We start from the raw sequence: 25,723 nt of genomic DNA on the forward strand, positions 1-25,723 counted from the left end.
GTGGGTGGGTGTTAAATGTGGGAGGCCCCAACCGTTGCTGGTTGGGGCCTCGACCAATGTTATGTCCGGCGGTGTCCTACTCTCCCACACCCTCCCGGGTGCAGTACCATCGGCGCTGTGGGTCTTAGCTTCCGGGTTCGGAATGGGACCGGGCGTTTCCCCCACGCTATGGCCGCCGTAACCCTTTGACCCGTCACCAACCCCCGGTGTGGGGGGTGGTGTGGGAAATCCAGTGTGGTTACAACATTGTGGTGTTGTTATTTAGTTGTGGGTTCCGGCCAACAGGGGTTGTTGGTTGGGAACCACATAGTGGACGCAAGCAGAGTTTTGTATGTATCTGTGTGGTGTAAGTTGTTGGCCTATTAGTACCGGTCAGCTTCACGAGTCGTTAGTCCTCGCTTCCACATCCGGCCTATCAACCCAGTGGTCTGGCTGGGGGCCTCTCACACCCGAGGGTGTATGGAAATCTCATCTCGAAGCGAGCTTCCCGCTTAGATGCTTTCAGCGGTTATCCCATCCGAACGTAGCTAATCAGCGGTGCACTTGGCAGTACAACTGACACACCAGAGGTTCGTCCGTCCCGGTCCTCTCGTACTAAGGACAGCCCTTCTCAAATTTCCTGCGCGCGCAGCGGATAGGGACCGAACTGTCTCACGACGTTCTAAACCCAGCTCGCGTACCGCTTTAATGGGCGAACAGCCCAACCCTTGGGACCTACTCCAGCCCCAGGATGCGACGAGCCGACATCGAGGTGCCAAACCATGCCGTCGATATGGACTCTTGGGCAAGATCAGCCTGTTATCCCCGAGGTACCTTTTATCCGTTGAGCGACGGCCATTCCACAATGTACCGCCGGATCACTAGTCCCGACTTTCGTCCCTGCTCGAGATGTCTCTCTCACAGTCAAGCTCCCTTGTGCACTTACACTCGACACCTGATTGCCAACCAGGCTGAGGGAACCTTTGGGCGCCTCCGTTACTTTTTAGGAGGCAACCGCCCCAGTTAAACTACCCATCAGGCACTGTCCCTGACCCGGATTACGGGCCGAAGTTAGATGTCCAAAGTGACCAGAGTGGTATTTCAACGATGACTCCACCCGAACTGGCGTCCGGGCTTCAACGTCTCCCACCTATCCTACACAAGCCACTCCGAACACCAATACCAAACTATAGTAAAGGTCTCGGGGTCTTTCCGTCCTGCTGCGCGTAACGAGCATCTTTACTCGTACTGCAATTTCGCCGAGTTTATGGTTGAGACAGCGGGGAAGTCGTTACTCCATTCGTGCAGGTCGGAACTTACCCGACAAGGAATTTCGCTACCTTAGGATGGTTATAGTTACCACCGCCGTTTACTGGGGCTTAAATTCTCAGCTTCGCCGTGAGGCTAACCGGTCCTCTTAACCTTCCAGCACCGGGCAGGAGTCAGTCCGTATACATCGTCTTGCGACTTCGCACGGACCTGTGTTTTTAGTAAACAGTCGCTTCCCCCTGGTCTCTGCGGCCCCGATCCCCTCCCGGACGCGTAGTCCGTTCAAGGTTGGGGCCCCCCTTCTCCCGAAGTTACGGGGGCATTTTGCCGAGTTCCTTAACCATAATTCTCTCGATCGCCTTAGTATTCTCTACCTGATCACCTGTGTCGGTTTGGGGTACGGGCGGCTAAAACCTCGCGTCGATGCTTTTCTCGGCAGCATAGGATCACCAAATCCCCCCAAACGGGGGTCCCATCAGATCTCAGGCATCATGAGTGGCGGATTTGCCTACCACTCGCCCTACATCCTTAGACCGGGACAACCATCGCCCGGCTCGGCTACCTTCCTGCGTCACACCTGTTAATACGCTTGCCTCCCAGGATCAGGTCCTGCGCTCCACCAAAACCCTTCCGTCCAAAGGACGGTCGGGCAGGTCTCGGGCAGTTAGTATCCCCTGTTCAACATGGGCGGTTTTTCGCCGGTACGGGAATATCAACCCGTTGTCCATCGACTACGCCTGTCGGCCTCGCCTTAGGTCCCGACTTACCCAGGGCAGATTAGCTTGACCCTGGAACCCTTGATCATTCGGCGGACGGGTTTCTCACCCGTCTTTCGCTACTCATGCCTGCATTCTCACTCGTGTAGGCTCCACCGCTGGTTTCCACCGCGACTTCACTGCCCACACGACGCTCCCCTACCCATCCAAACGCCTGAACCACAAGGGCTTAGCTAATATTTGAATGCCACAACTTCGGCGGTGTACTTGAGCCCCGCTACATTGTCGGCGCGGAATCACTTGACCAGTGAGCTATTACGCACTCTTTTAAGGATGGCTGCTTCTAAGCCAACCTCCTGGTTGTCTTCGCAACTCCACATCCTTTCCCACTTAGCACACGCTTAGGGGCCTTAGTTGGTGGTCTGGGCTGTTTCCCTCTCGACTATGAAGCTTATCCCCCACAGTCTCACTGCTACGCTCTCACTTACCGGCATTCGGAGTTTGGCTGACGTCAGTAACCTTGTAGGGCCCATTAGCCATCCAGTAGCTCTACCTCCGGTAAGAAACACGCAACGCTGCACCTAAATGCATTTCGGGGAGAACCAGCTATCACGAAGTTTGATTGGCCTTTCACCCCTACCCACAGCTCATCCCCTCCATTTTCAACTGAAGTGGGTTCGGTCCTCCACGACGTCTTACCGTCGCTTCAACCTGGCCATGGGTAGATCACTTCGCTTCGGGTCTAGATCACGCCACTCAAACGCCCTATTCAGACTCGCTTTCGCTACGGCTGCCCCACACGGGTTAACCTCGCGACGTAACACTAACTCGCAGGCTCATTCTTCAAAAGGCACGCCGTCACAACTACAAGGCTGCTCCGACGGATTGTAAGCACACGGTTTCAGGTACTGTTTCACTCCCCTCCCGGGGTACTTTTCACCTTTCCCTCACGGTACTGGTCCGCTATCGGTCATTAGGGAGTATTTAGGCTTATCAGGTGGTCCTGACAGATTCGCACGGGATTTCTCGGGCCCCGTACTACTTGGGATACATCAACAAGGCGGTGCAACGCATTACAGTTACGGGACTAACACCCTCTCTGGCCGGCCTTTCAAGACCGTTCACCTATACGCACACCCACACCCCGTCAGCCCGGCAGAACTGACACGTAATGTCCCACAACCCCGACCATGCAACGCCCGCCGGCTATCACACATGGAACGGTTTAGCCTGATCCGCGTTCGCTCGCCACTACTAACGGAATCACTATTGTTTTCTCTTCCTGCGGGTACTGAGATGTTTCACTTCCCCGCGTTCCCTCCACGCACCCTATGTGTTCAGATGCGGGTCACCGAGTCACTCGCGCGCTCAGCGGGGTTTCCCCATTCGGACACCCTGGGATCACAGTCCGGTTATCGACTCCCCCAGGCTTATCGCAGATTCCTACGTCCTTCTTCGGCTCCTAATGCCAAGGCATCCACCGTGTGCTCTTAAAAACTTGACCACAAAGATCAAAAACTACTTCACGAGAGAACCACAGAAACCGTCCCGCACACCCAAAGGCGCACGAACCAGATCCAGGTTCATATTCTTGGAAATTGCTTCTTATACAAGATGCTCGCGTCCACTATGTAGTTCTCAAACAACAACCCCACACCACACACCCCACACACAACCCCCAAAGGGATCACCATGCATGATCGGTGCAGCAGGGAAACCAGAAACAAAGTACCGACAAGAACCCCACAAGGGCCCTCCCCGGTCCTGTTGCCTCAGGACCCAACAGTGTGCCAAACACTAAACCACCCACTCCCCCGCCCCACCGTTCCAAGACCACCCAAAGGCAGATCCGTACTGAACAGGACAAAGAAACACGCGGCCGCTATTTGTTGATATTCCACCCTTGAGCACCCGCCACGAAACATTCGTCCGTGCAACGGGCATTACTCCTGACAACCACCACCACCGGACATACATCCAGGACAGCAACCGTAGGTGCTCCTTAGAAAGGAGGTGATCCAGCCGCACCTTCCGGTACGGCTACCTTGTTACGACTTAGTCCCAATCGCCAGTCCCACCTTCGACGGCTCCCCCCCAAAAGGGTTAGGCCACCGGCTTCGGGTGTTACCAACTTTCGTGACTTGACGGGCGGTGTGTACAAGGCCCGGGAACGTATTCACCGCAGCGTTGCTGATCTGCGATTACTAGCGACTCCGACTTCATGGGGTCGAGTTGCAGACCCCAATCCGAACTGAGACCGGCTTTTTGGGATTAGCTCCACCTCACAGTATCGCAACCCTTTGTACCGGCCATTGTAGCATGCGTGAAGCCCAAGACATAAGGGGCATGATGATTTGACGTCGTCCCCACCTTCCTCCGAGTTGACCCCGGCAGTCTCCTATGAGTCCCCACCATCACGTGCTGGCAACATAGAACGAGGGTTGCGCTCGTTGCGGGACTTAACCCAACATCTCACGACACGAGCTGACGACAACCATGCACCACCTGTAAACCGACCACAAGTGGGGCACCTGTTTCCAGGCGTTTCCGGTTCATGTCAAGCCTTGGTAAGGTTCTTCGCGTTGCATCGAATTAATCCGCATGCTCCGCCGCTTGTGCGGGCCCCCGTCAATTCCTTTGAGTTTTAGCCTTGCGGCCGTACTCCCCAGGCGGGGCACTTAATGCGTTAGCTACGGCGCGGAAAACGTGGAATGTCCCCCACACCTAGTGCCCAACGTTTACGGCATGGACTACCAGGGTATCTAATCCTGTTCGCTCCCCATGCTTTCGCTCCTCAGCGTCAGTTAATGCCCAGAGACCTGCCTTCGCCATCGGTGTTCCTCCTGATATCTGCGCATTTCACCGCTACACCAGGAATTCCAGTCTCCCCTACATCACTCTAGTCTGCCCGTACCCACCGCAGATCCGGAGTTGAGCCCCGGACTTTCACGGCAGACGCGACAAACCGCCTACGAGCTCTTTACGCCCAATAATTCCGGATAACGCTTGCGCCCTACGTATTACCGCGGCTGCTGGCACGTAGTTAGCCGGCGCTTCTTCTGCAGGTACCGTCACTTACGCTTCTTCCCTACTGAAAGAGGTTTACAACCCGAAGGCCGTCATCCCTCACGCGGCGTCGCTGCATCAGGCTTTCGCCCATTGTGCAATATTCCCCACTGCTGCCTCCCGTAGGAGTCTGGGCCGTGTCTCAGTCCCAGTGTGGCCGGTCACCCTCTCAGGCCGGCTACCCGTCGTCGCCTTGGTAGGCCATTACCCCACCAACAAGCTGATAGGCCGCGAGTCCATCCAAAACCGCAAACGCTTTCCACCAACCACCATGCGATGATCAGTCATATCCGGTATTAGACCCAGTTTCCCAGGCTTATCCCAGAGTCAAGGGCAGGTTACTCACGTGTTACTCACCCGTTCGCCACTAATCCACCAGCAAGCTGGCATCATCGTTCGACTTGCATGTGTTAAGCACGCCGCCAGCGTTCATCCTGAGCCAGGATCAAACTCTCCGTTGAAAACAAACAGACACAACCAAAAACCACGGAAATAACGCGGAACCAGGCTGCACAAAATTTGAAACCAGCTGTAAAAACCATGCCATCCACGGGGTGGACAACACAGCCAAAACAACCAATCAATAAAACAATTGGTATCAACAAACTTGGCACACTATTGAGTTCTCAAACAACAGACACACCCGGCACCACCCAAACCCACAAAGGTCCAAGATCGCTCCGGAGCAACTTTCCAAAGTTACCCGATCACCCACCCCGAAGCAAATCCATCTTTCAGGACCCGCATCGATTTGAAGACCGCCCCCACCAATTTCCAGCGCCCTGAAGAGCAACCAGAATCTGGCGTTTATTTGGGGTTTTTGGCCGCCCGGTGATCAGTTCTTCACTGTCTCCCCCGCGGCGACTTAGAAAACAATACACGCCCTGCGGCGCCACCGCAAACCGGCCCTCCCGGCGGAGAACATCCCCGGGATTCCGCGGTGAAACGGCCCAGCCGGCACCCAAGCCGCCTCCCGCCGTCGTAATTCCGCTGTGTGTGCTGCCGCACAGGGGCGGAGACATGCCCAACCACCACCCGCGGAGTGGGCTAAATGCAGAAGAGCCGGCAACCAATTGGTTGCCGGCTCTTCTCAAGCAGCTGGAATCAGCGGTGCTGGATTACCAGGAAGACTTGGTGATGCCCGGGAGCTCACCGCGGTGAGCCATGTCGCGGAAGCGAACACGGGAGATACCGAACTTCTGGAAGGTACCGCGGGGACGGCCGTCGATGATGTCGCGGTTACGCAGACGGATCGGGGACGCGTTGCGGGGCAGCTTCTGCAGGCCCAGGCGGGCTGCTTCGCGTGCTTCGTCGGTTGCGTTTTCGTCAACCAGGGTCTTCTTCAGCTCGAGGCGCTTCGCAGCGTAACGCTCAACGATGACCTTGCGCTGCTCGTTGCGAGCAATCTTGGACTTCTTAGCCATGTTTAGCGCTCCTCTCGGAATTCGACGTGCTGGCGGATCTTGGGGTCGTACTTCTTCAGGACCATGCGGTCCGGATCGTTACGACGGTTCTTACGGGTTACGTAGGTGTAACCCGTGCCCGCGGTCGACTTGAGCTTGATGATCGGACGTACGTCCTTGTCCTTAGCCACTAGAGCTTCACCCCACGAGCCAGGATCGAGGCGACGACTGCGTCGATGCCGCGTACGTCGATGGTCTTGATGCCACGAGCAGAGACCTGCAGCGTGACGTTACGGCGCAGGGACGGAACCCAGTAGCGCTTCTTCTGAATGTTCGGATCGAACCGACGCTTGTTGCGGCGGTGCGAGTGCGAAATGCTGTGCCCAAAGCCCGGCTCGGCTCCGGTCACTTGGCAGTGTGCTGCCATGACTTCTCCTCAAGAATTGAATGTAATGATCCGCATATCTGCTGCAGGATCATGCGTCTAAGAGCGACCCAAAGTGATCAGGGTGAACGGTTAGTCACGCAACTTGAGCCCCTAACTACCGGCTACCCTGGAGAAAATTACCGGGCCACCGGAGCAATTGCGCACGCTCCGCGCACTTAGCGCCTTCCAAGTCTACGAGGTGGCGCAATTAAAGACCAATCCGGGGCGTTTAGGTGTATAAGCGCTTCCTGCGAACGCCCCGTGCAGCGCCGCGGGGTCACAGGTGGCGCACACCCGTTTTCACAGCTGAATGAAAGCTTGGCGGCGCATCTTAGGTACATGAGAACGCAGTCCCTGCCGGCACCTCCGGCGCACAACAGCTCCGGCCGGCCGGGGCCTTCGCACCTGTCCGGTTCCGCCACTCCGCTTCCCGTCCAGTACAACAGCGGGTGGTTCAGCCGCCAGCGCCGGCAACGGCTGCTGAGGGCGGCCCTCCTGACGGTGATTGCCTGGGGTTCCGTAGCCGCCGCCGTGGCCCTCTGGCTTGCCGACGGCGGTGCAGCCGGAGTCAACACCGTCGCCGCCGCATTCACCGCGGCCGGGGTCGTGGCCGGTTTGGCAGGCATGGACCTGGTCCTGCTGATGCTGCTGCTGGCAGCCCGGATTCCGTACGTCGACCGCACTATCGGCCATGACCGGGCGCTGGAGTTCCACCGCAAACTCGGCAAACCCTCGCTGTACCTGCTGTTGGCGCACGGCTTCCTGCTGGCCGTGGGATACGGCATGGCGGAAGGCCTTGACCCGGTCAGCGAGTCCATCTCCCTCTGGCAGCAGGTCCCGGACATGTGGCTTGCGTTCGTATCCATGGTGCTCTTCATCGCCGTGGTGGTGACCTCCCTGGTGGCGGTCCGGCGCCGCTTCCCGTACGAATTCTGGTACGTGGTCCACCTCCTCACCTACGCTGCGGTGGGCACGTCCCTGCCGCACCAGTTCAGCGTGGGCGGGCTGTTTGCGGAAGGCACCTGGCAGCGCTGGTACTGGCTGGCCGTCTGCATCGCCACCGGTGCGGCGCTGGTGTACTTCCGGCTGCTGCAACCCATCATGGCAACGTCACGGCACCAGCTCACGGTGTCCCGGGTGGAGGTTGAGGCGCCGGGCGTAATCAACATCTTCATGGCGGGCCGGCAGCTGGACAGGCTGGCAGAAACGGGTGGACGCTTCTTCATCTGGCGGTTCCTGGCGCCTGGAATCTGGTGGCACCCGCACCCGTTCAGCCTGTCCGCCGAACCCACCATCACCGGACCGCACGGCGAAGGCACCCTGCGCATCACGGTGCGCAACCTTGGCGCCGGCTCCGCGCAGCTGGTGCGGCTCCGGAAGGGGACCAGGGTTGCCGTCGAAGGTCCGTACGGGCTGTTCAGCACCGGCGCCCGGACCCGGAACAAAGTGGTGATGATCGGCGCCGGCATCGGCATCACGCCGCTGCGGGCCCTCCTCGAAACCACCCCGTTCGCTCCCGGCGAAGCGAGCGTCCTGCTGAGGGGCCACACCGAGCAGGAACTCTACCTGAGCAGCGAAATCCTGGACCTGTGCCGCTCGCGGGGCGTGCGCCTCTTCCACCTTCCGGGCCCGAGGTCACGCGTCAGCTCCAGCTGGTTGCCCCAGGAAGCAGTCCGGGGCGGCTACGGGCTCACGGCTTTCGTCCCCGACGTCGCAGAATCCGACGTCTATGTCTGCGGCCCCACAGGCTGGGCGGACAGCGTCATCGCTGACGTCCGGCAGGCCGGAGTCCCCGAAGAACAGATCCATCACGAAAGGTTTGACTGGTGAAAGCACGAGGAACACTCGCCGCAGCGGTCGCGTCCGCCGGCATCCTCCTGGCAGGCTGGCAGGCGGGCACCCAGGCCGGGGGCGCCAGCACCCTCGCGGCCGGTTCAAGTACGACGACGGCAGGATCCACGGGTTCGACAGGGACGGGCACGTCCGGGCCGGGTTCGTCGGGCAGCTCCGGGACCACCGGGTCCTCGGGCTCCTCCAGCAGTTCCAGCGGGTCCAGCTCCTCGAGCGGGTCCAGCTCTTCAGGCAGTTCGAGCAGCTCCGGCTCCTCAAGCAGTGGCACGGCAACGGCCGGCACCTACCAGGGCGCCGCAGTCCAGACGAGGTTCGGTGCAGTGCAGGTCCAGATCACTGTGGCCTCAGGGAAGATCACGGACGTGACGGCCCTGCACCTGACCGACGACGACCGCAAGTCGATCCAGATCAGCAACCGTGCGGCGCCGCTCCTGCGGACCGAGGTGTTGGCCGCACAGTCGGCGGACGTCCAGACCATCAGCGGTGCCACCGTCACCAGCACCGCCTACCTCACCTCACTCCAGGCAGCCATCGATGCCGCGAACCTCTGATCCGCTCCGGTCATCGGACACGGGTACCAACCTCTCGTCACGGACCTTTGAGTGCATGGGAACCGTCATCAGCCTGACCTTCGCGGACTCCCCCGCGGCAGGGCAGGAAACCCAGGACGAACTCGCAGCCGCAACCGACGTCGTCGAACGCCTGTTCCAGGAACTGGACCAGACGTTCAGCCTGTACCGCCCGGCGTCGGAGGCGAGCCGCCTGGCCGGCGGCGAACTGACGCTCCGCAGCGCCTCGCCGGAGATGCGCGCCCGGTATGCTGAGGCGCACGAATGGCGGCTCCTGACCGGGGGAGCCTTCTCGCCCGAGCGACCGGACGGGATTTTGGACCTTTCGGGGCTCATCAAGGGCCACGCGATCCGCGAGGCCGGGCGGTCCTTGCTTGCCTTGGGCCGCCGCGACTGGTGCCTCAATGCCGGCGGCGACATCCTGGTCAGCGGCTCACCAGTTCCGGGCTCCGGCGGAGTGTGGAAAGCCGGCATCGTCGATCCGGCCGACAGGCACGCCCTGATCGGCGGCTATGCCCTGGGCGGGGTCGAGGAGCACGCAGCCCTGGCCACGTCAGGCTCGGCCGAGCGCGGCGAACACATCTGGCGGGTGGACGGGTGTTCCGACTTCGTCCAGGTCACTGTTGCAGCCGCGGACGTGGTGACGGCGGACATCCTGGCCACGGCGATCGTCTCCGGCGGGATGCCGATGCTCTATCTCGCCACCGACCAGTGGGATGTTGCGGTCCTGGCAGTCCACGCCGACGGCTCACTCCTGGCCACCCCGGCGTTCCACCGCTAGATCTGCTGCGGGAGCCTGGTGAGCCTTGGGTACTTGGGGGCCAGGTTATCGCCCGAGGACTTGCCGGTAACCCGCCGGGCCACCCAGGGCGCGGCGTACTCGCGGAACCACTGGGCGTTGGCGCGCAGTGCATCCGTTCCGCTGAGCTGCGGAACCGGCGTCATCGGCGGAACATCGATGGAGTGCTCGTACTTGAGGACTTCCAGCACCCGTCTGGCCATGTTGGCGTGCCCCGCAGCGGACATGTGCATGCGGTCCCGCGCCCACATGCCCCAGTCGTAGTACTCACTGAAGCGCCAGTAGTCCACCAGCAGGGCGCTATGGTCCCCTGCGATCCCGCGGACCAGTTCGTTGTAGATGGCGGTGCGGCCGCGCATGGTGCCGAAAACCTTGGAGCCGCGGGCGTCGAACCCGGTGAACATCACCACGGTGGCGCCTGTGGCACTCAGCCTGCGGACGCCGTCGTCGTATTCGGCCAGCAGGTCGTCGATGTCGATCCGGGGGCGCAGGATGTCGTTGGCGCCGGCGTAGATGCTCACCAGGGTGGGCTTAAGTTCGACGGCGGCGTCCACCTGTTCAGCGAGGATCTGCCGGAGTTTCCTGCCGCGGATGGCGAGGTTGGCGTATCCGAAGCCGGGGTCCCCCGCGCCAAGCTGCTCGGCCACGCGGTCAGCCCAGCCGCGGACGCCGTTGGGGCGGGCCGGGTCGTCGTCGCCCACGCCCTCCGTGAAGGAATCGCCGAGGGCAACAAACCGGGATGTGAAGTCCATCCGGTTAGTTTGCCACCCGTTGCCGGAAGCAACCAATCCCGGGCGGGGTCCCGGGGTCAGGGCTGGGTTTCGCGCAGGATCCAATGGTCCGAATCCAGGCGGCCCACCACTTTTTCACCGATCCGGGCCAGGTCCTCGACGTCTTTTTCCGTGAGGGCGTCGAGGAAGAGGTTCCGGACGTCTTCCACGTGGCCGGGCGCGAGGCCCACGATGGTGGACATGCCTTCCTCGGTGAGGTGGGCGATGGTGACCCGGGCGTCGCGCGGGTGCGGGCGGCGTTCCACCCAGCCGCGCTTCTGCAGCTTGGTCACCACATGCGAAAGCCTGGACAGGGAGGCGCTGGTGCGCGCGGCGAGCTCACTCATGGGCAGGAACCGCTGGTCCGATTCCGACAACATGGCCAGCACGGTGTAGTCGAAGAGGGAAAGCTTGCCTGCTGCATGGAGCTTGGTGTCCAGCGCGGCCGGCAGCAGCGTGTTGATGCTTACCAGGGCCAGCCAGGCACGGCGTTCGTCGGCACTCAGCCAGCGCGGTTCGGTCATGCACCCATTCTACGATTGATCCTTCAACCGACGGACAGGCCGGTCAAGCCGGTCCGCAGGCCGTCTACAGTCCCGGGGTGCGGCAAAGCCGGTAATCTGGGCGCATGTATGTTGTCTCCCTGACCTACCGGGTTCCGCAGGACATCGTGGACTTCCACAACGACGCCCACATCGCCTGGCTGCAGAAGGCCTTCGACGACGGCGTCTTCATCGCCGCCGGCCGAAAAGTCCCCCGGACCGGCGGGCTGCTGCTCTCCCAGGCTGACCGGTCAGTCCTGGATGCGAGCCTTCAGCAGGACCCTTTCTATTCGAACGGTGTCGCGGACTTCGAAGTGGTGGAGTTCCATGCAGGACGCGTTGCCCCCGGCTACGAGATCCTGCTGGACAACCCGCCGGCACCCCCGGCCGAGGCGGGCTCCAACCGCTAAGGCGCGGCCCCGCCGTCGGACGCCCCTGCGGTGAGCTTCTTCAGGCCGCCTTTGCGCGGCACCTTGACGGGTTCGGGCCAGCGCGGCGTGAGCTCATCCCCCAGGGTGACGCCGCGCAGCTTGCGCCCGAACAGGGGCAGGACCCAGTCGTGGACCCACCGCCGTTGCCGCCGCTCCCATTCCCGCAGCGTCAGCGGGGTGGGCGGCTCCCAGTCCTTGGGCCTGATTTTGTGCGGCACACCCAGCTGGTCCAGGACCTGCCCGGCGAGGTACTTGTGGCCGGCCTTGGACATGTGCAGCCGGTCCGTGTCCCACATGCGCCTGTCATGGAAGGCGTCCAGGCACCAGTAGTCCACCAGCACCGCACCGTATTCCTTCGCGATGGCCCGCACCTGCTGGTTGTAGAAGGTGTTTCGCTTCTTCAGCGGCTCGAGCAGGGCAGAAACCTTCACGTCGAAGCCGGTGAAAAGGACCAGCGTGGCCCCGGTGGCGGCGAGCTGGGCCACCAGTTCCTCGTAGTCCGCCATGAGCGTGGACATGTCAGTTTTCAGGTCCAGGATGTCGTTGCCGCCCGCGTACAGCGTGACCAGCGCCGGCCGCATCCGCAAAGCCGGTTCCAGTTGTTCATCGATGATGTGCCGGAGCCGTTTGCTCCTGATGGCGAGGTTGGCATACTTCCAGCCCGGCTGCGCCTTGGCGAGCTTCTCGGCCACCCGGTCCGCCCAGCCGCGGACCCCGTTGGGCAGGCGCCCATCCCGGTCCCCCACGCCCTCGGTAAACGAGTCACCCAGGGCGACAAACACCCGCCGCCCGGAACTGGGAAGCAAAGATTCAGAGGGCACCACCCGCCCAACCTAACCGCACTAAGGAAAGCGCAGGGAAAGCCGAGGTGACGCTCAGGTGACCTGCTGTGGCGACGGCGAAATGGCGTTGCCGCCGCACCAGGGCGGGGCCCGGAAGGCTTACCCCTCGGCTTTGCCCTGCCGCCAGTAACCCATGAACGCAACCTGCTTCCGGTCGATGCCCACGTCCCGCACCAGGTACCGGCGCATGTCCTTGATGACGGCTGCTTCGCCCGCGATCCAGGCGTAGAACGGCATGGCCCCGGCAGGCATGTCCGGGTTCTTGGTGGCGCTGATGGCGGCGCTTTCCATCCGGGACGGGGTCTCCCAGAGGATGTCCTCGTCCACGTTGACGTCTTCGGGCTCGGGGCCTGCGCCGGCGTCGGAGGCTTTGATGCCCACCCAGCCCGGCACGGGAACGGCCTTGCGTACCGCGTCCTGCAGCAGTTGGCCGTGCGGGCGGGACCGCCCGATCGCTGCACCGCGGGCAAGCCAGGTAATCTCGATGTCCGCCGGCGAGCTGAGCTGCTGGAAGTCGCCGGCTTCCGGAACCTCGAGGAAGGCGTGGCCGGTCATGTAGGACGGGAGGCTTTCGAGGATGGCGGAGATGGCCGGGATGGCGGTCTCGTCACCGGCGAGCAGGACGCGCTGGGCCAGGCCCGGCCGCCATTCGATGCCGGAGTAGATTTCGGCGGTGACGCAGTGCGCGGCGCGGTTGTTGGGGCCGATGATGGTGATGGCGTCGCCGGGCTTGGCGTTCAGGGCCCAGTTGGCGGCGGGTCCGCCGTTTCCGTGGTCGTCAAAGTGCATGACGAAGTCGACGTCGATTTCCGGGTACACCTCGTCCAGCCGGGCGTCGCGCACAGTGTAGGTGCGCATTGAGCCCTTCACGGCAGGGTCCATGGCCAGCCATTCGCGGTACCAGCCCGATTCGCTCATTTCGAACACCGGCAGGGGGATCTGCGTTCCGTCGGCAGCGACGGAGGGGATCATCAGCTTGATCCGGAGGTCCAGGGTGTCGCCGTGGACGCCGAAATCGCGGAGGCAGTAGCCGCCGAACGTGATCCGGCGGAAGTTGGGGCTGAGCTCCTGCACTGATGAGACGGTGACCTCGAAGGCCAGCGTCATGGGTTCAGTGTTCATGGTCTTGGTGTTCATGGGCCTGGTGGATGCGGCGTCGCGGGTCTTCATGAAACAAGCTCCAGTTCGGTGGGGACGTGATGGCGGCCGATGGGAATGATCAGGGGCGTTCCGGAAACGGGATCCGGGATGACGCGGGATTCCAGGTTGAAGACGCTGCGTACCAGGTCCTCGGTCACAACCTCGCGGGGGGTACCTTCAGCCACCACAGCGCCGGCCTTCATGGCGATGACGTTGTCTGCGTAGCGTGCCGCGAGGTTGAGGTCGTGCAGGACGATCGCCACGGTGGTGCCGCGCCTGCGGTTCAGGTCCGTGACGAGGTCCAGGACTTCCACCTGGTGGGCCAGGTCAAGGTAGGTGGTGGGTTCGTCCAGCAGCAGGATGTCGGTTTCCTGCGCCAGGGCCATGGCGATCCACACCCGCTGGCGCTGCCCTCCGGAGAGTTCGTCCACGTTCCGCTCCGCGAGGGCAAGCGTTTCGGTGGCCTCCAGCGCACGCTGCACCGCGAGATCATGTGTGGACAAGTCCCCGGCGCTCCAGCTGCGGAAGAAACCCTGGTGCGGGTACCGGCCGCGGCCCACCAGGTCGCGGACGGTGATGCCGTCCGGTGCGGTGGGATGCTGCGGCAGCAGGCCAAGGGTGCGGGCCAGTTCGCGGGCGGGGCGGGTGTGGATGTCCTTGCCGTCCAGCGTGACAGCGCCGCCGGCAGGTTTAAGGAGCCGGGACAGTCCGCGGAGCAGGGTGGATTTTCCGCAGGCGTTGGCGCCCACGATCATGGTCACCCTGCCTTCGGGGATTTCGACACTGAGGCCGTCCACCACGCAGCGCTGGTCATACTTCAGCGTCAGGTCCTTGGCGTTCAGAACTGCCACGTCAGGCGTCCTTTCGGTTGTTCGTGACCAGGAGCCACAGCAGGAACGGGGCACCGAGCGCGCCGGTGATGACGCCCACCGGCAGGACAGTTCCGTCCAGCACCAGCGGGGCAAGGTTGGCGGCGAGGAAGTCCGCGGCCAGGACGATGACGGCACCCACCAGGGCCGACGCCGGCAGGCTGGCTTTCCCGGTGAAGCGCCGGGCGATGGGACCGGCGAGGAAGGCGACGAACGAGACCGGCCCGGCTGCCGCCGTCGCCACCGCCGCGAGGGTGACGGCGATGATGACCAGGGCGAGGCGGGCGGCGTTGACCCGGATGCCCAGGCCTGCCGCGGTGTCGTCGCCCAGTTCCAGGATGCGCAGCGGCCCGGCGATGACGCCCACAGCGGGAAGGAGCACGGCGAGTGCCAGGAACAGGATCCCGGCGCGGTCCCAGTTGGCGGAGTTCAGGGAACCGTTGAGCCACACGAGGGCGTCTGCGGCGGTGCGGATGTCAGCGCGCGTCATCAGGAAGTTGACCACGGCGTGCAGGGCGGCAGCGATTCCGACGCCGGCCAGTACCAGCCGGTTGCCGGCGGCATTGCCCCGGCCGCCACCGCGGATCCCGCCGCTGGAAATCGCGTAGATCAGGCCCGCCACGGCCAGGGCCCCCACCAGCGCGGCGCCGGACACCACTGCACCTGACGCGCCGAAAATCACGATGGCCACCACGGCTGCGGCGCTGGCGCCATAACTGATGCCGATGATGTCCGGGCTGGCAAGGGGGTTGCGGAGCATGGTCTGGAAGAGTGCGCCGGCCAGCCCGAAGGCCAGCCCGATCATGGTTCCTATGACCGCCCGCGGGAGCTTGTTCTCCATGACGATGAAGCTGGCACCGGGGATCCTGGGGCCGCCGGTCAGGTGGTTGAAGACGATGGTGAAGAAATCAGGGATGGTCACCGTGTAACTGCCCAGCAGCACGGAAACGGAGAAGAGGATCACGACGCCGGCGGCCAGGAAGGCGGTCCGGTTCAGGAGGGTCCGTCCCCGGCGTTGCCCTATCGCTTGGAGCCGTCCAGGGGCGATTTTGGCAGCCTTATCTGATGGGGCAACCGGGGTTGTGGGGGTTGGGGTCACAGTCCGGCTCCCTTCCCGCGGCGGACCAGCCACACAAACACGGGGGCGCCGATCAGCGCGGTCATGATGCCGGCCGGCACCTCGCCGGGAAGCAGCACCACGCGTCCCACAATGTCCGCGCCGAGCAGCAGCACGGGTGCCAGGACCAGGGAGAACGGCAGGATCCAGCGGTAATCCGGGCCGGCCAGGAAGCGGACAGCGTGCGGGATGACCAGGCCAACGAAAGCGATGGGGCCTGCCATCGCCGTGGCGGATCCGCACAGCAGCACGATGCCAAGGGCCGTGATGCCCCGGGCGAGGCCAACGCGCTGCCCCAGGCCGCGGGCAATGTCATCACCCAACGCCAGGCTGTTGAGGATCCGGCCCGTCAACAGCACAATGACGGCCCCTGCGGCCAGGAAGGGCAGCCCCGCCAGCACCACGGACCAGTCACGGCCAGCAATGCCGCCCACCTGCCAGAAGCGGAACTTGTCAAGGGTGTCCTGGCTGGAGACCAGGATGACGCTCATGAGCGAGTACAGGCCGGCGTTAAGTGCGGCACCTGCCAGGGCAAGCTTGACCGGGGTGGCCCCGTCCCGGCCGAGGGACGCGATGAAATAGACCACGACGGCGGCCACGGCAGCGCCGATGAACGCGAACCAGATGTAGCCGGACAGTGAGCCGACGCCAAAGACATAGATGCCGGTCACCACGGCCAGGGCGGCCCCCGCGTTGACGCCCATGATTCCGGGATCGGCAAGGGGGTTGCGTGCCACGCCCTGCATGGCGGCCCCGGCCAGGCCCAGCGCACCGCCGGCCAGCAGGCCAAGGATGGTGCGGGGAATACGGGCGTGGACCACTGCGTGGTCACCGTTGGCGGGATCGAACTGCGTGAGCGCGTCCCAGACGGTGCCCAGCGGCAGGCCCCTTGCCCCGACGGCGAGGGATGCACCTGCCAGGACAGCGAGTACGACGACGGCGGCCAGCAGCCAGGCGGCGCGCTTGCCGGGAAACGCGCGGGCGCTCCCCGGGGCACGGGCTGCCGCCCCCGGCACCACAGTGCCAGGGCCTGCGGCCTGGGGGGCCGCCGTCGTCGAACTCTGCGTCACGGAACCGGTGCTACTTCACGGCATCCGCTGCGGTGGCCAGCTCGGGCAGGAACGTGTCCAGCGCCCACGGAAGGCTCAGCGGCGAGGAAGCGGAGATGGCGAGGACCAGGCTCTTGTTGGCGTCTGCCACGAACGCACCGCTCTTGACGGCAGGGATCTGTCCCAGCAGGGGGTCCTTCTTGATCGCGTCGGCTTCGCTGGCGTCTTCCACCGAGCTGAGGAAGATGTCCGAATCAAGCTCGTTGACCTTCTCCGCGGACCACGGCACGAAGAATTCCTTAGAGCCGGCCGATGCCTGCTCCGCAACGGGGGCGAGCTTCATGCCGATGGAGGACAGGAACTTGGGCCGGTTGTCGTTGGCCGTGTAGATGCCGGTCTGGGTGCGGTCGGACGGCAGGGCGTAGCCGTAGATGAAGGTCTTGTCCTTGATCTGCGGGTACTTCGCCGCCTCTTCCTTGACGGTGGCCTCGGTGTCGGAGACCAGCTTGGCAGCTTCGGCGTCCTTGCCCAGCGCCTTGCCCACGATGGTGGTGGCGTCCTGCCAGGATGTTCCGTAAGCCAGCTCGGGGTGCGCCACCACCGGGGCGATTTCGCTCAGCTTCTTGTAATCCTCTTCGGTCAGGCCGGAGTAGGCAGCCAGGATGACGTCAGGGGTGAGCTTGGCGATCTCGGTGAAGTTGATGCCGTCAGCCTCCGAGTACTGGACCGGAGCCTTGTCCGTGCCGAACCCGGCGCCGAGTTCTTCAAGGGCAGCGTCCTTCCACGGGGTGGAGCCCTTGTCGTTGCCGCCCCAATCGTTTTTGGGAACGCCTACGGGGACAACTCCCAGGGCAATGGCGACGTCGTCGTTCACCCAGGAGACCGTGGCAACCCGCGTGGGCTGCTTCTCGATGACGGTCTGGCCGAACACGTGGTCGATGGTGACCGGGAACTGTGCGCTGCTGGAAGTGGCTGCGCTGGCATCGGAAGTAGACGTTGCCGGGCCGGTGGAACAGGCGGAGAGCGTCACCGCGACGGCCAGAATGGCCGACGCCCCAGCTGACCTAAGCAGCGTGCGGCGGGTGGTGCTGGGGCCCGTGAACAGGGAGGAAGCCATGAAATTCCTTAAGTGAGTGATGCGAACTTAAGTAAGGCTAGCCTATGCTCACACCTATTACGAAAGCTTTTCGTATCTTATTCCCCAAGGTGACGAAGGACACAACCGAGGTGATCTTGGACAGGATTTCCAAGGTTTGGCAGGATGGCAGGGACCGGGTCCGCTACGGAACGGCCGGACAAACTCTTAAGAGATCGGGACATCGAGGAGCAATGCGCACGCCGGAGGCTTTCCGCCCCGCCGCTGCCGCGGAATGCGGGGTGGCCGTTTTGGCCTGCTTCGCGGACAACTGCTGACTCCACTTTTCATCGAGCCCTCATCCCGGGCTGCTGCCCGCTGCCGGGCCCCTTCTCACGAAAGTTTCGCCATGCAATCAGTCACGCCCCAGCAAATCCGCTCATCCTTCGTCAACGCGAGCCGTTCCGAGGCCGCCAAACTCAACCTGCCCCAGCACTTCGACAACCTGGACTGGGACAGCCTCGACTTCCTCGGTTGGCGGGACCCCAAGATGCCGCTTCGCGGTTATCTCGTGGTTCCCGGCCCCAAGGGCCTCACCGGAGTCCTGCTCCGGGCGCCCGAAGGCGGCGCCCGGAAGAACCGCTCCGTCCTGTGCGAACTGTGCCGCGACGTGTTCTCCAAGGAAGACGTGCTGCTCTGGGTGGCCCGCCGTGCCGGCCAGTCCGGCCGCAACGGCAACACCGTGGGCACCCTGATCTGCGCAGATTTCCTGTGCTCCGGCAATGTCCGCAAGGAACCCCCGGCCAACGAGATCAACCCGGACCCGGCCGCCGTCGTGGTCCGCCAGATCCGGGGCCTCGAGGACCGCACCGCGCAGTTCCTGGGCAGGGTGCAGTCCAAGTAGCTGCCCGGACGCCACACCTCGGAAGGCCCTCCCTGCATCATGGGAGGGCCTTCCCGTGTCCGGTCAGCGGAAGGTGAAGCTGGCCAAAATAGCCTTCAGCGCCTGCCCCTGGCTGCCGGCGAACCAGGCCCGCGCGGACTTGTCGTCGGGGAACTGCTGGTCATCGAACAGTACTTCGGCCGTCAGCACGCGGTCGCCCAGGAGGATGATTCCCTTCACGGCGTCCCGGGGGCCCGTTGCCGGAGCGCCCGCGGTCAACTGCAGGTGGTAGATGGCATCGTCGTCGTCCCAGTCCACGTAGAACGATGCATGCGCCTCCGGTGTGGACCGGCCCTGCAGCCCGGGAACCGGCACGGATTCAAAAACCGTCCTGGTCACAGGCCCGGAGACGCCATCGGCGATTTGCCCGTAATAGATACTGACCAGTTGCTTGTCGCTGGCGTCGTAGATGGTGGCCGTTCCCACATAGGGTGACGCCGAGGCCTCGAAGACCTCGGCTTTCCAGTCCGCCGGGCGCGTGAAGGAGAGCCTGCCGTCGGGGAAGGTGAAGGTCGCCAGCCCGGCGGCAGCAGGATCTCCACTGGACGCAGACGCGGACGGAGCTGCCGGCTCCGGCGTCCCCGTTGAAGGAGGAACTGTGACGGCCGCTGAGGTGCCCCCGCCGCCGGATTCTGCCGGCCCGCCGGAGGTACAGCCTGCCAGGAAGAAGGCGGCCGCAGTGGCCATTGCGAGGGGTCCGGCGAGGCGGCGGGCTGGGTGCATGATGGCTGCCTTTCACGAGGGCGCCGTGAGTTTCTTCGGAGGCAACTGCGGGACCCAGCGTTCCGCAGTTGCTTATGGGGATCGGGATGGCGTGGTGGTGTTTTGCTCCCAAGGGTGGCACACCCAAATCACGGCACACCAGAACCTGACGGATAAATCCATCAGTTTGTTATCCCTGTCCAGGTTCGCGGCGGCAGACCGTCAGCGCAGCACGATGTCCACCGGATTCGCCTCGGACCGCCAGGCCCCCTCCTCGCCTTCGCGGGGCCGGATCACCGGCGCGGTCAGTACGCCTGAACGGTTGGTGCGCCGGTCCCTGAGGATCTCAGTCACAGAGCCCAGGTGCCGGGACAGGTCGATCACGTTCTCGGGCGCGGCCAACAGCAGTTGGAAACCGAACTCGTGCAGGGCCTTGATCCCGGCGCCGGCGAATTCCTCCGAGGCAAGCACGAAGGCTTCATCCATCATCACCGTGCCGTACGTGGTGAAACCCTGCTCGGCGATGCCCAGCTGGTAGCTGAGGGCGGCGGCCATGATGAACGCCGTGAACCGCTGCCGCTCACCACCGGACATGGAGCCGGTGTCTGCGTGCATGAACACCTCGGTCTTCTTGCCGGCCTTCTTTCCCGTGGCCGAGGGGGCGGTGACCTCGCGGTGCTCCTTGCACTGGATGAACAGGTGCCCGCGGACGTCGAGCACCTCGGCCCGCCAGCGCCGGTCTTCCGGAGCCTGCGAGCCCAGGCGCTTCACCAGCGTTTCCAGGGACTTGTAGCGTGCCGTGAGCTCGGCGTCGTCGTCCCGTTCCGCACCCGGCTCCGTTTTCGCGGGCCGCGTATGCCGGGCCTTCAGCGCGTTCTGGATGGCATCCTTGAACTGCTTCGCGGTGGGCGGCAGGGTCTGCTTGATGTCCAGTTCCAGGAAGCTGCCCTCGTGGAAGTTCACCTGCGACAGGATGCCGTTCAGCGGCAGGATCCTGCTGGTGATGGAGCGGCGTTCCTCATCCAGGAGGTGCAGCAGGGTGCTGAAGGATTCATGGGTGCGCTGGTTGAAGAACTGCCGGAATTCGGCTTCCTGCGCCGGCAGGCCGTCGTTGACGATCGCGTGGTAGCGCGCCTCGAACTCGCTGGCGGCGCCGATGCTGGTGCCGTGGTCGGCCGAGATGGCGCTGCCCCATTCGCGGACGAAGCCTTCGAAGATGCGGGTAAGCCGCTCCGCGGTGGCCTGTCCCCGGGATTCGGCGGCGTGCAGCTCGCCCTGGAGTGCGGTCCGCACCCTGTTGGCCAGGTTGTCCAGCTCGTGCATCTCCGTCACGTCGCCGAAGTCGGCGAAGTACGGTTCCAGCGCCGTCACGGTGGCGTCCGACGGAGGTGCCTCGGCCAGGCGGTGGCGCGCGGCTTCCAGCAGGGAATCGGCAGCGGTCAGTTGCCTGTCGAGCGCCTTGTACTCGCTCTGCAGCACGGCCGCGGACTCGGTGCTGGACTGGTGCTTCTGCCGGACCTCCTCAATGGTGGCGCGCAGCGGCTCCAGGTCCGCCTGCGCGGCAAGGGCATCCTTGAGCCGCTGCTCGATGCCCGCCAGTTCCTCTGCTGCGACGGCTGCCGAGACCTGGTCCCAAGGCCTGTCGTCCTCGGCGATCCGGCGGAGCGCTTCGAGCTGCCGGCTCATGCCTTGGTGGGAGTCCTCCCGGCTCTGGGCCAGCTCGGCTGCCTTGGCCACTTCCTGCCGGAGGTCCTCCACCTGGCCGGCCACGAGTTCCAGCTTCGCGGCGTTGTCGAACCCCAGCACGTAGTCCTGGCGGCTGGTGAACCGGTCGTCCTTCTCCACGGTGTGGCGGTTCCGCTTGACCACGCCGCCCAGGCTCAGGCCCCTGTCCAGCGCAGCGAGCTGGTCCGGGTCTTCCACGCAGGGATAGGCAAAGTCGAGGGCGATGCGTTCCCGCACCCACTCCCCCGCCTCGGCAGCCGCACCGCTGGCGAGGATGTCCAGCTTGGTGAGCAGGTCGCCGTCGCGTGCGTCCTCCACTGCCAGCGCACCACCGGCAAGTGGCTTGGAGACGTCCACGGCCCGCAGCGCACCCCGGACGTTGTGGTCATTGAGGTAGCGGGTGACGGCACCAAAATGTTCGCCCGGGACCAGCAGCGTGGTGGCCAGGTTGCGGAGCGCACGCTCGGCCGCCGGCCGCCACCGCTCCTCCCCTTCGGCCAGGTCCATCAGCTCGCCGGCGAACGGCATCCTGTCCTCGGGGACGCCGGTGGCCGCGGCAATGGCGGCACGGTTTTCAATGCTCGACGGCGGCAGCAGGGATTTGCGCGTCTTCAGCGACACGAGTTCCTGCTCAGCCGCGGCCAGTTCGCGCTTGCGGCTGGCGTGGGCGTCGAACGCCTCGAACCTCAGCTCCTGCAGGGCCTGCGAATCGTCCTTCAGCTCCGCGGAACGGGCGGCGGCCTGCTCGTGTGCCTGCTCCCAGCCTGAGGCCGTCCACTCAAGCTGCAGCCCGGCGTCGGACAGTGCCTGCTGTGCAGCCTGTTCAACCTGGCGGCGGAGGCGCAGCCCCACCCTGGCGTTCTCCAGCGACTGCTCAATGGCGGAAATCGCGTTGCCGCCTTGGCTGTTGTAGTCCGTTTCCAGCTGCCGCAGGTCCTTGGCCAGGCCATCACGGACCGAGCGCTCGGCACCGAGTTCCTTGGCTTTGGCCTGCGCCAGTTCCTTGAACCGGGCCAGGATCTTCTGCTGGACGGTGACTGCGAGCCGCTGCCTGTACGCCTCGAATTCGCCGCCCGCCAGCTCCCGGAGCCGGTTGGCGTCCAGGAGCGACTGGGCGTATTCGCGGTTCAGCCCCGGAACCGGCGCCAGCTGGTCACGCTGCTGCCGGACGTCCTCGAGGCGCTGGCGGATGGACATCAGGTTGCTGAACTCTTCCACCACGTCGTCAGCCGCCGTCAGTGTTGCGGGGGCGTCCAGCACCTGGTCGCGGAAGAACGTGTTGACGCTGCCGCCCAGGCCTTTGCCCGCCTGGATAACCCGCAGCAGCGGAAGCGCCTGGTCCGAGCTAATGCCCAGCAGGCGCCGGAACCGCTCGGCGAAGGCCTTGTGGACATCGAACACCTGGGCGTGCGGGAAGATCGTTTCCAACGCGCCCTTGGTGAACCGCTTGTCCGCGATGCCCTCGAGCGCATCAAGGTCCAGCGGAACATTGTCGATCAGGTAGAACCGGCCCACGCTCGATTCCGTGCCGTTCTTCGGCAGGTCGAACAGGGCCGAGACGGTCACCCGGGTGCCCGCAGCGTTGTCGAACGTCAGCCCGACGGCGGACCAGGTGGCACCGGGGCGCTGGAAGGCACTCGCCGAGCCCTCGCCCACGGCCTTGTCGCCCACCTTGCCGCGCATGTACGTGAAGGTGGTGCGCTTGTCCTCCACAGCACCGCCCGACCGCTGGGCGGCGGCCTCGTTGGACCGCGGCCTGGCATCGAAAACGCGCAGCATGGCGTCGAAGAGGGTGGACTTTCCCACGCCGGAGTTGCCGGTCAGCAGGGTTCCGTTCCGGTCCACGCGCATGGTGTGCGCGCCGTGGAACGTGCCCCAGTTGACCACCTGGACCAGCGCCAGCCTCATCTGGCCGGGGTTCGTCTCTTCGCCCAGCGGGAGCATGCTCGGAATGGTCACTTGGCGGCCTCGGTGTCGTCGTCCTCGTTATCGGCGGGCTCAGCCGCCGGATCTGCGTCGAGGTCCAGGAGCGGTTCCGTTCCGGACTGGTCCGTTGACGCGGCCACCAGGGCTTCGATGTGGGCCGGGATGTCGCCGATGTTCTCGAACGGGAGGGCCAGCGGGAGGGCGTTGGAGATGGTGTAAACGTCGTCAAGGCCCGTGGGCAGCAGGAGCTGGCGGGCCAGGAGCTTGGTGATCGCACGGGTAACCACGTCCGAGTCGCGGAGGGCGTCCTGCTGGCCGGACGGCTGGTAGTGCGCCACGAGGTCCGTGATTTCCTCGCGTGTGATGGTGGGGTCAGTCTGGGCGGTGACGTGCCGGTCCAGCAGGAGCCGGAGCCGGAGCAGCACGATGGTTTCCACCCGGCTGAGGGCCCGCTGCTGCCGCAGGATGCTGGACCGGGCGCTGCCACCGATCACGTCCGGGTCCACCGGGCGCAGGACGGCGATTTTCCGTTCATGGTCCAGCTGCATGCTGAGGAACAGCTCCGAAAGGCGGCTGCGCAGGATCACCTGGTTGTCCAGGAGGACCGTCCACAGCTTTTCGTCCCGGCCGCCGTCAATGTAAGGGCCTTTGAGAAGCTTCACCAGCGCCTGCCGCACCTTCATGTTCAGCACGCCGGTGTCGCCGGGGAACAGCGCGGCTCCGTCCACGAAGGTGTCGCGCGGGGTGACCACGCCGGTGACGTGGCTGGCCGGCATCGGGGCCTCCGCGGTTTCGGCAGGCTCAACCACCGGATCACGGGTTTCGGCAGGCTCAACCGATGGGGCGGGTACGGGCTCGGCGGGCGGTGCCGTCATCTCTTCAGTCATGTGAATCCTTTGCGAGCGTGACCACCGGCAGGTAGGCCCGCCGGGTTGTGCCGTCTATCTGTTCAAAGTCCAGGCCGTCCACCGTTTCGCGGTTGAAGGTGGCGCCCCCGTGCAGCGCCTCGGACAGGAGGGCCCGGATGGAGTTGATGTGCCGCTCTTCCGGCGGCAGCTGATCCCAGGCGTCGCCCAGGGTCCTCGCTCCTGCCATGGTGGCGCGGACCACCGCCGGTTTGGCCTTGCCGGTCCTTGGCGAGCGCACGCGGTCCGAGTCGCTGAACGCGATGGGGTCGGCCAGTTTGGGCGGTGCGGCGAATTCGTCGGGGTCGAACAGCTTCACCATGGACAGCGCCTCGAAACCCGCGTTGTACAGGACCGGTCCGGGAACCAGGCCTGGCCGGTCGCGCTCGTACGGCAGGGACCGGATGGCGTGCTCGGCTTCGCGCAGGACCTGCCGCAACCGGACCGACTGGCGGAAGTCATCGCTCTGGACGTACGTGTTGAGGCTTTCGCTGAGCTTGCCGTAGATGCGCTGGATCTGGCTGTGCTGCTGGCGGAGTTCTGCCACCAGGTTCTTCAGTGTCTCGCGGTCCTCCGGCGAGAGGTCGTCCGCGAACTGCCGGCCGAGGACCTCGCCGATGGCCGAGCGGAAGCGAAGCTGCTGCTGCGGATCCTCCAGGAACGCGGTGAACGAACGGAATGTCCTGCCCTCCGGGCTCTGGCGGAGCCGCTTGTCCGCTTCCAGCACCTGCGCCATCGTGGCGCCTTTGGTCAGCGACTCCTCGATGATCTGGTTGCGGAGGCCGCCCACCAGTTCCTCGATCCGGTCGCGCATCTTCTTGTAGTCGGCGGGCAAGCTGGCGGCCAGGTCCAGGATGTTGCCCGCGGCCTCCACGGCTTGGTCGTCATCGAGCAGGCCGTCGAACTCGCCGCTGCTGATGTCCTCGATCAGCTGCTGCCGCTCGCCGATTTCCTCCTCGAGGGCCTCAAGCCGGGCGCTCTGGTCCGGGTTGGTCTCATTGGCGAGCTTTTCGACATCGCCGAGCAGCGTGCCCAGCCGGGACCCGTTGAGGGTGGACCGTTCGCTGGAAAGGCTGTCCAGGAATGCGAGCACGCGGGCGGCGGGCTCGGTGACTTCGTAGACGATCTGGCCCGACTGGTTCCGGCGGGTCAGGAACTGCCGGCGCGTCCACTCGTCGCCGAACGACTTGCCGTTGGCGCCGCCACCCAGCCCGGGGTCCTGCCGGCGGAGCTCCTCAAGGAAGGAGTCGACGTCGGCATGGAATTCCTCGAGCGGAAGCTGCGGGCGGGTGCGGGTGAAGGACGCCTGCAGCACCGCGATGACCCACGGCGCCGAACGGGTGAGGGCCCAGGCGGGTCCCTTGGTGAGGAGTTCGAGGTCCCGGAGCCGGGCGCTGATGGCGTCAGCGGATGACCTGGCGGAGCGGGGCACACATTCTCCTTGGACTGTTGGCGGGGCGGGCGGTGGGGGCGGACCGGAAAACGGCCAACTACAAGGTTAACGCAGCGCGTTCGGGGGGACCGCCGCAACCGCTCCGTGACCTACCTGGCGGTAGGGTATCGATCCCGTATCAACAGCTGTTTCCTGCTGCCGCGCTCTGGCTCGCC

Annotated in this window: 20 protein-coding genes and 3 rRNA genes; 5 read left to right on the forward strand and 18 right to left on the reverse strand. The window is 64.3% G+C overall.

Features of this window, described 5'->3' with window-relative positions:
• Window positions 1–63: 63 nt before the first annotated feature.
• From rrf to rpmB, 6 genes are all read right to left on the reverse strand, one after another.
• A 5S ribosomal RNA gene (rrf, locus tag ACP3TD_RS00005) occupies window positions 64–180 on the reverse strand.
• A gap of 161 nt (window positions 181–341) precedes the next feature.
• A 23S ribosomal RNA gene (locus tag ACP3TD_RS00010) occupies window positions 342–3,468 on the reverse strand.
• Between the two features lie 502 nt (window positions 3,469–3,970).
• Window positions 3,971–5,491 (reverse strand): 16S ribosomal RNA (locus ACP3TD_RS00015).
• Together the 16S, 23S and 5S rRNA genes form the textbook arrangement of a ribosomal RNA operon.
• Window positions 5,492–6,148: 657 nt before the next feature.
• A complete protein-coding gene (rpsN, locus tag ACP3TD_RS00020; protein ID WP_015938870.1) occupies window positions 6,149–6,454 on the reverse strand; it encodes a 30S ribosomal protein S14 in 306 nt (101 codons plus the stop codon).
• Window positions 6,455–6,456: 2 nt separating this feature from the next.
• On the reverse strand, window positions 6,457–6,624 hold the full coding sequence (gene rpmG / locus ACP3TD_RS00025) for a 50S ribosomal protein L33 (RefSeq protein ID WP_013602737.1): 168 nt from the start codon (window positions 6,622–6,624) through the stop codon (window positions 6,457–6,459).
• Window positions 6,624–6,860 (reverse strand): 50S ribosomal protein L28, encoded by a 237-nt coding sequence (gene rpmB / locus ACP3TD_RS00030; RefSeq protein WP_015938871.1) that lies wholly within the window; start codon window positions 6,858–6,860, stop codon window positions 6,624–6,626. Before rpmB ends, rpmG begins: the two co-directional genes overlap by 1 nt.
• Window positions 6,861–7,199: 339 nt before the next feature.
• On the opposite strand from rpmB, the gene ACP3TD_RS00035 reads away from it, so the two are divergent.
• Genes ACP3TD_RS00035 through ACP3TD_RS00045 form a run of 3 tightly spaced genes read left to right on the forward strand, consistent with a single transcriptional unit; the run spans window position 7,200 to window position 10,061 of the window.
• Complete coding sequence (locus ACP3TD_RS00035; RefSeq protein ID WP_426764726.1) at window positions 7,200–8,690, forward strand: ferredoxin reductase family protein; 1,491 nt, start codon at window positions 7,200–7,202, stop codon at window positions 8,688–8,690.
• Complete coding sequence (locus ACP3TD_RS00040) at window positions 8,687–9,262, forward strand: FMN-binding protein (RefSeq protein WP_426764727.1); 576 nt, start codon at window positions 8,687–8,689, stop codon at window positions 9,260–9,262. The genes ACP3TD_RS00035 and ACP3TD_RS00040 overlap by 4 nt, the downstream gene beginning before the upstream one ends.
• Before the next feature lie 55 nt (window positions 9,263–9,317).
• Entirely contained in the window at window positions 9,318–10,061 is a 744-nt protein-coding gene (locus ACP3TD_RS00045; RefSeq protein ID WP_426764728.1) for an FAD:protein FMN transferase, read from the forward strand.
• On the opposite strand, the gene ACP3TD_RS00050 is transcribed toward ACP3TD_RS00045, so the two are convergent.
• Together ACP3TD_RS00050 and ACP3TD_RS00055 are read right to left on the reverse strand one after the other, a co-directional pair.
• Window positions 10,058–10,831 (reverse strand): SGNH/GDSL hydrolase family protein, encoded by a 774-nt coding sequence (locus ACP3TD_RS00050; RefSeq protein ID WP_426764729.1) that lies wholly within the window; start codon window positions 10,829–10,831, stop codon window positions 10,058–10,060. The genes ACP3TD_RS00045 and ACP3TD_RS00050 overlap by 4 nt on opposite strands.
• Before the next feature lie 56 nt (window positions 10,832–10,887).
• Window positions 10,888–11,373: a MarR family winged helix-turn-helix transcriptional regulator gene (locus ACP3TD_RS00055; protein ID WP_056078341.1), complete on the reverse strand. Its 486-nt coding sequence runs from the start codon at window positions 11,371–11,373 to the stop codon at window positions 10,888–10,890.
• 104 nt (window positions 11,374–11,477) lie between these two features.
• On the opposite strand from ACP3TD_RS00055, the gene ACP3TD_RS00060 reads away from it, so the two are divergent.
• On the forward strand, window positions 11,478–11,801 hold the full coding sequence (locus tag ACP3TD_RS00060) for a YciI family protein (RefSeq protein WP_426764730.1): 324 nt from the start codon (window positions 11,478–11,480) through the stop codon (window positions 11,799–11,801).
• On the opposite strand, the gene ACP3TD_RS00065 is transcribed toward ACP3TD_RS00060, so the two are convergent.
• From ACP3TD_RS00065 to ACP3TD_RS00090, 6 genes are all read right to left on the reverse strand, one after another.
• Window positions 11,798–12,643, reverse strand: a complete 846-nt coding sequence (locus ACP3TD_RS00065; RefSeq protein ID WP_426764731.1) for an SGNH/GDSL hydrolase family protein — start codon at window positions 12,641–12,643, stop codon at window positions 11,798–11,800. The genes ACP3TD_RS00060 and ACP3TD_RS00065 overlap by 4 nt on opposite strands.
• Before the next feature lie 120 nt (window positions 12,644–12,763).
• Window positions 12,764–13,834: a siderophore-interacting protein gene (locus ACP3TD_RS00070; protein WP_426764732.1), complete on the reverse strand. Its 1,071-nt coding sequence runs from the start codon at window positions 13,832–13,834 to the stop codon at window positions 12,764–12,766.
• Window positions 13,831–14,655, reverse strand: coding sequence for an ABC transporter ATP-binding protein (locus ACP3TD_RS00075; protein WP_426764733.1), 825 nt, complete (start codon window positions 14,653–14,655; stop codon window positions 13,831–13,833). Before ACP3TD_RS00075 ends, ACP3TD_RS00070 begins: the two co-directional genes overlap by 4 nt.
• Window position 14,656: 1 nt before the next feature.
• On the reverse strand, window positions 14,657–15,721 hold the full coding sequence (locus tag ACP3TD_RS00080; protein ID WP_426767089.1) for a FecCD family ABC transporter permease: 1,065 nt from the start codon (window positions 15,719–15,721) through the stop codon (window positions 14,657–14,659).
• A gap of 47 nt (window positions 15,722–15,768) precedes the next feature.
• Window positions 15,769–16,860, reverse strand: a complete 1,092-nt coding sequence (locus ACP3TD_RS00085) for a FecCD family ABC transporter permease (RefSeq protein WP_426764734.1) — start codon at window positions 16,858–16,860, stop codon at window positions 15,769–15,771.
• Between the two features lie 10 nt (window positions 16,861–16,870).
• Complete coding sequence (locus ACP3TD_RS00090) at window positions 16,871–17,956, reverse strand: iron-siderophore ABC transporter substrate-binding protein (RefSeq protein ID WP_426764735.1); 1,086 nt, start codon at window positions 17,954–17,956, stop codon at window positions 16,871–16,873.
• Between the two features lie 367 nt (window positions 17,957–18,323).
• Between ACP3TD_RS00090 and ACP3TD_RS00095 the strand changes: the two genes are divergently transcribed.
• Entirely contained in the window at window positions 18,324–18,818 is a 495-nt protein-coding gene (locus tag ACP3TD_RS00095) for an FBP domain-containing protein (RefSeq protein WP_426764737.1), read from the forward strand.
• A 63-nt stretch (window positions 18,819–18,881) separates the two neighbouring features.
• Here ACP3TD_RS00095 and ACP3TD_RS00100 read toward each other — a convergent pair whose 3' ends face one another.
• The 4 genes from ACP3TD_RS00100 to ACP3TD_RS00115 all read right to left on the reverse strand — a co-directional run bounded on the left by ACP3TD_RS00100 (window position 18,882) and on the right by ACP3TD_RS00115 (window position 25,547).
• Complete coding sequence (locus tag ACP3TD_RS00100) at window positions 18,882–19,580, reverse strand: hypothetical protein (RefSeq protein WP_426764738.1); 699 nt, start codon at window positions 19,578–19,580, stop codon at window positions 18,882–18,884.
• Between the two features lie 201 nt (window positions 19,581–19,781).
• Window positions 19,782–23,243 carry an ATP-binding protein gene (locus ACP3TD_RS00105; RefSeq protein WP_426764739.1) on the reverse strand — a complete coding sequence of 1,154 codons (3,462 nt, stop codon included), beginning with the start codon at window positions 23,241–23,243 and terminating at the stop codon, window positions 19,782–19,784.
• A complete protein-coding gene (locus ACP3TD_RS00110) occupies window positions 23,240–24,097 on the reverse strand; it encodes a DUF4194 domain-containing protein (protein ID WP_426764740.1) in 858 nt (285 codons plus the stop codon). Before ACP3TD_RS00110 ends, ACP3TD_RS00105 begins: the two co-directional genes overlap by 4 nt.
• Window positions 24,090–25,547 (reverse strand): DUF3375 family protein, encoded by a 1,458-nt coding sequence (locus ACP3TD_RS00115; protein WP_426764741.1) that lies wholly within the window; start codon window positions 25,545–25,547, stop codon window positions 24,090–24,092. The genes ACP3TD_RS00110 and ACP3TD_RS00115 overlap by 8 nt, the downstream gene beginning before the upstream one ends.
• Window positions 25,548–25,723: the final 176 nt, after the last annotated feature.

The organism is Pseudarthrobacter sp. 1G09 (genome assembly GCF_050038305.1).
Lineage (GTDB): Bacteria > Actinomycetota > Actinomycetes > Actinomycetales > Micrococcaceae > Arthrobacter > Arthrobacter equi.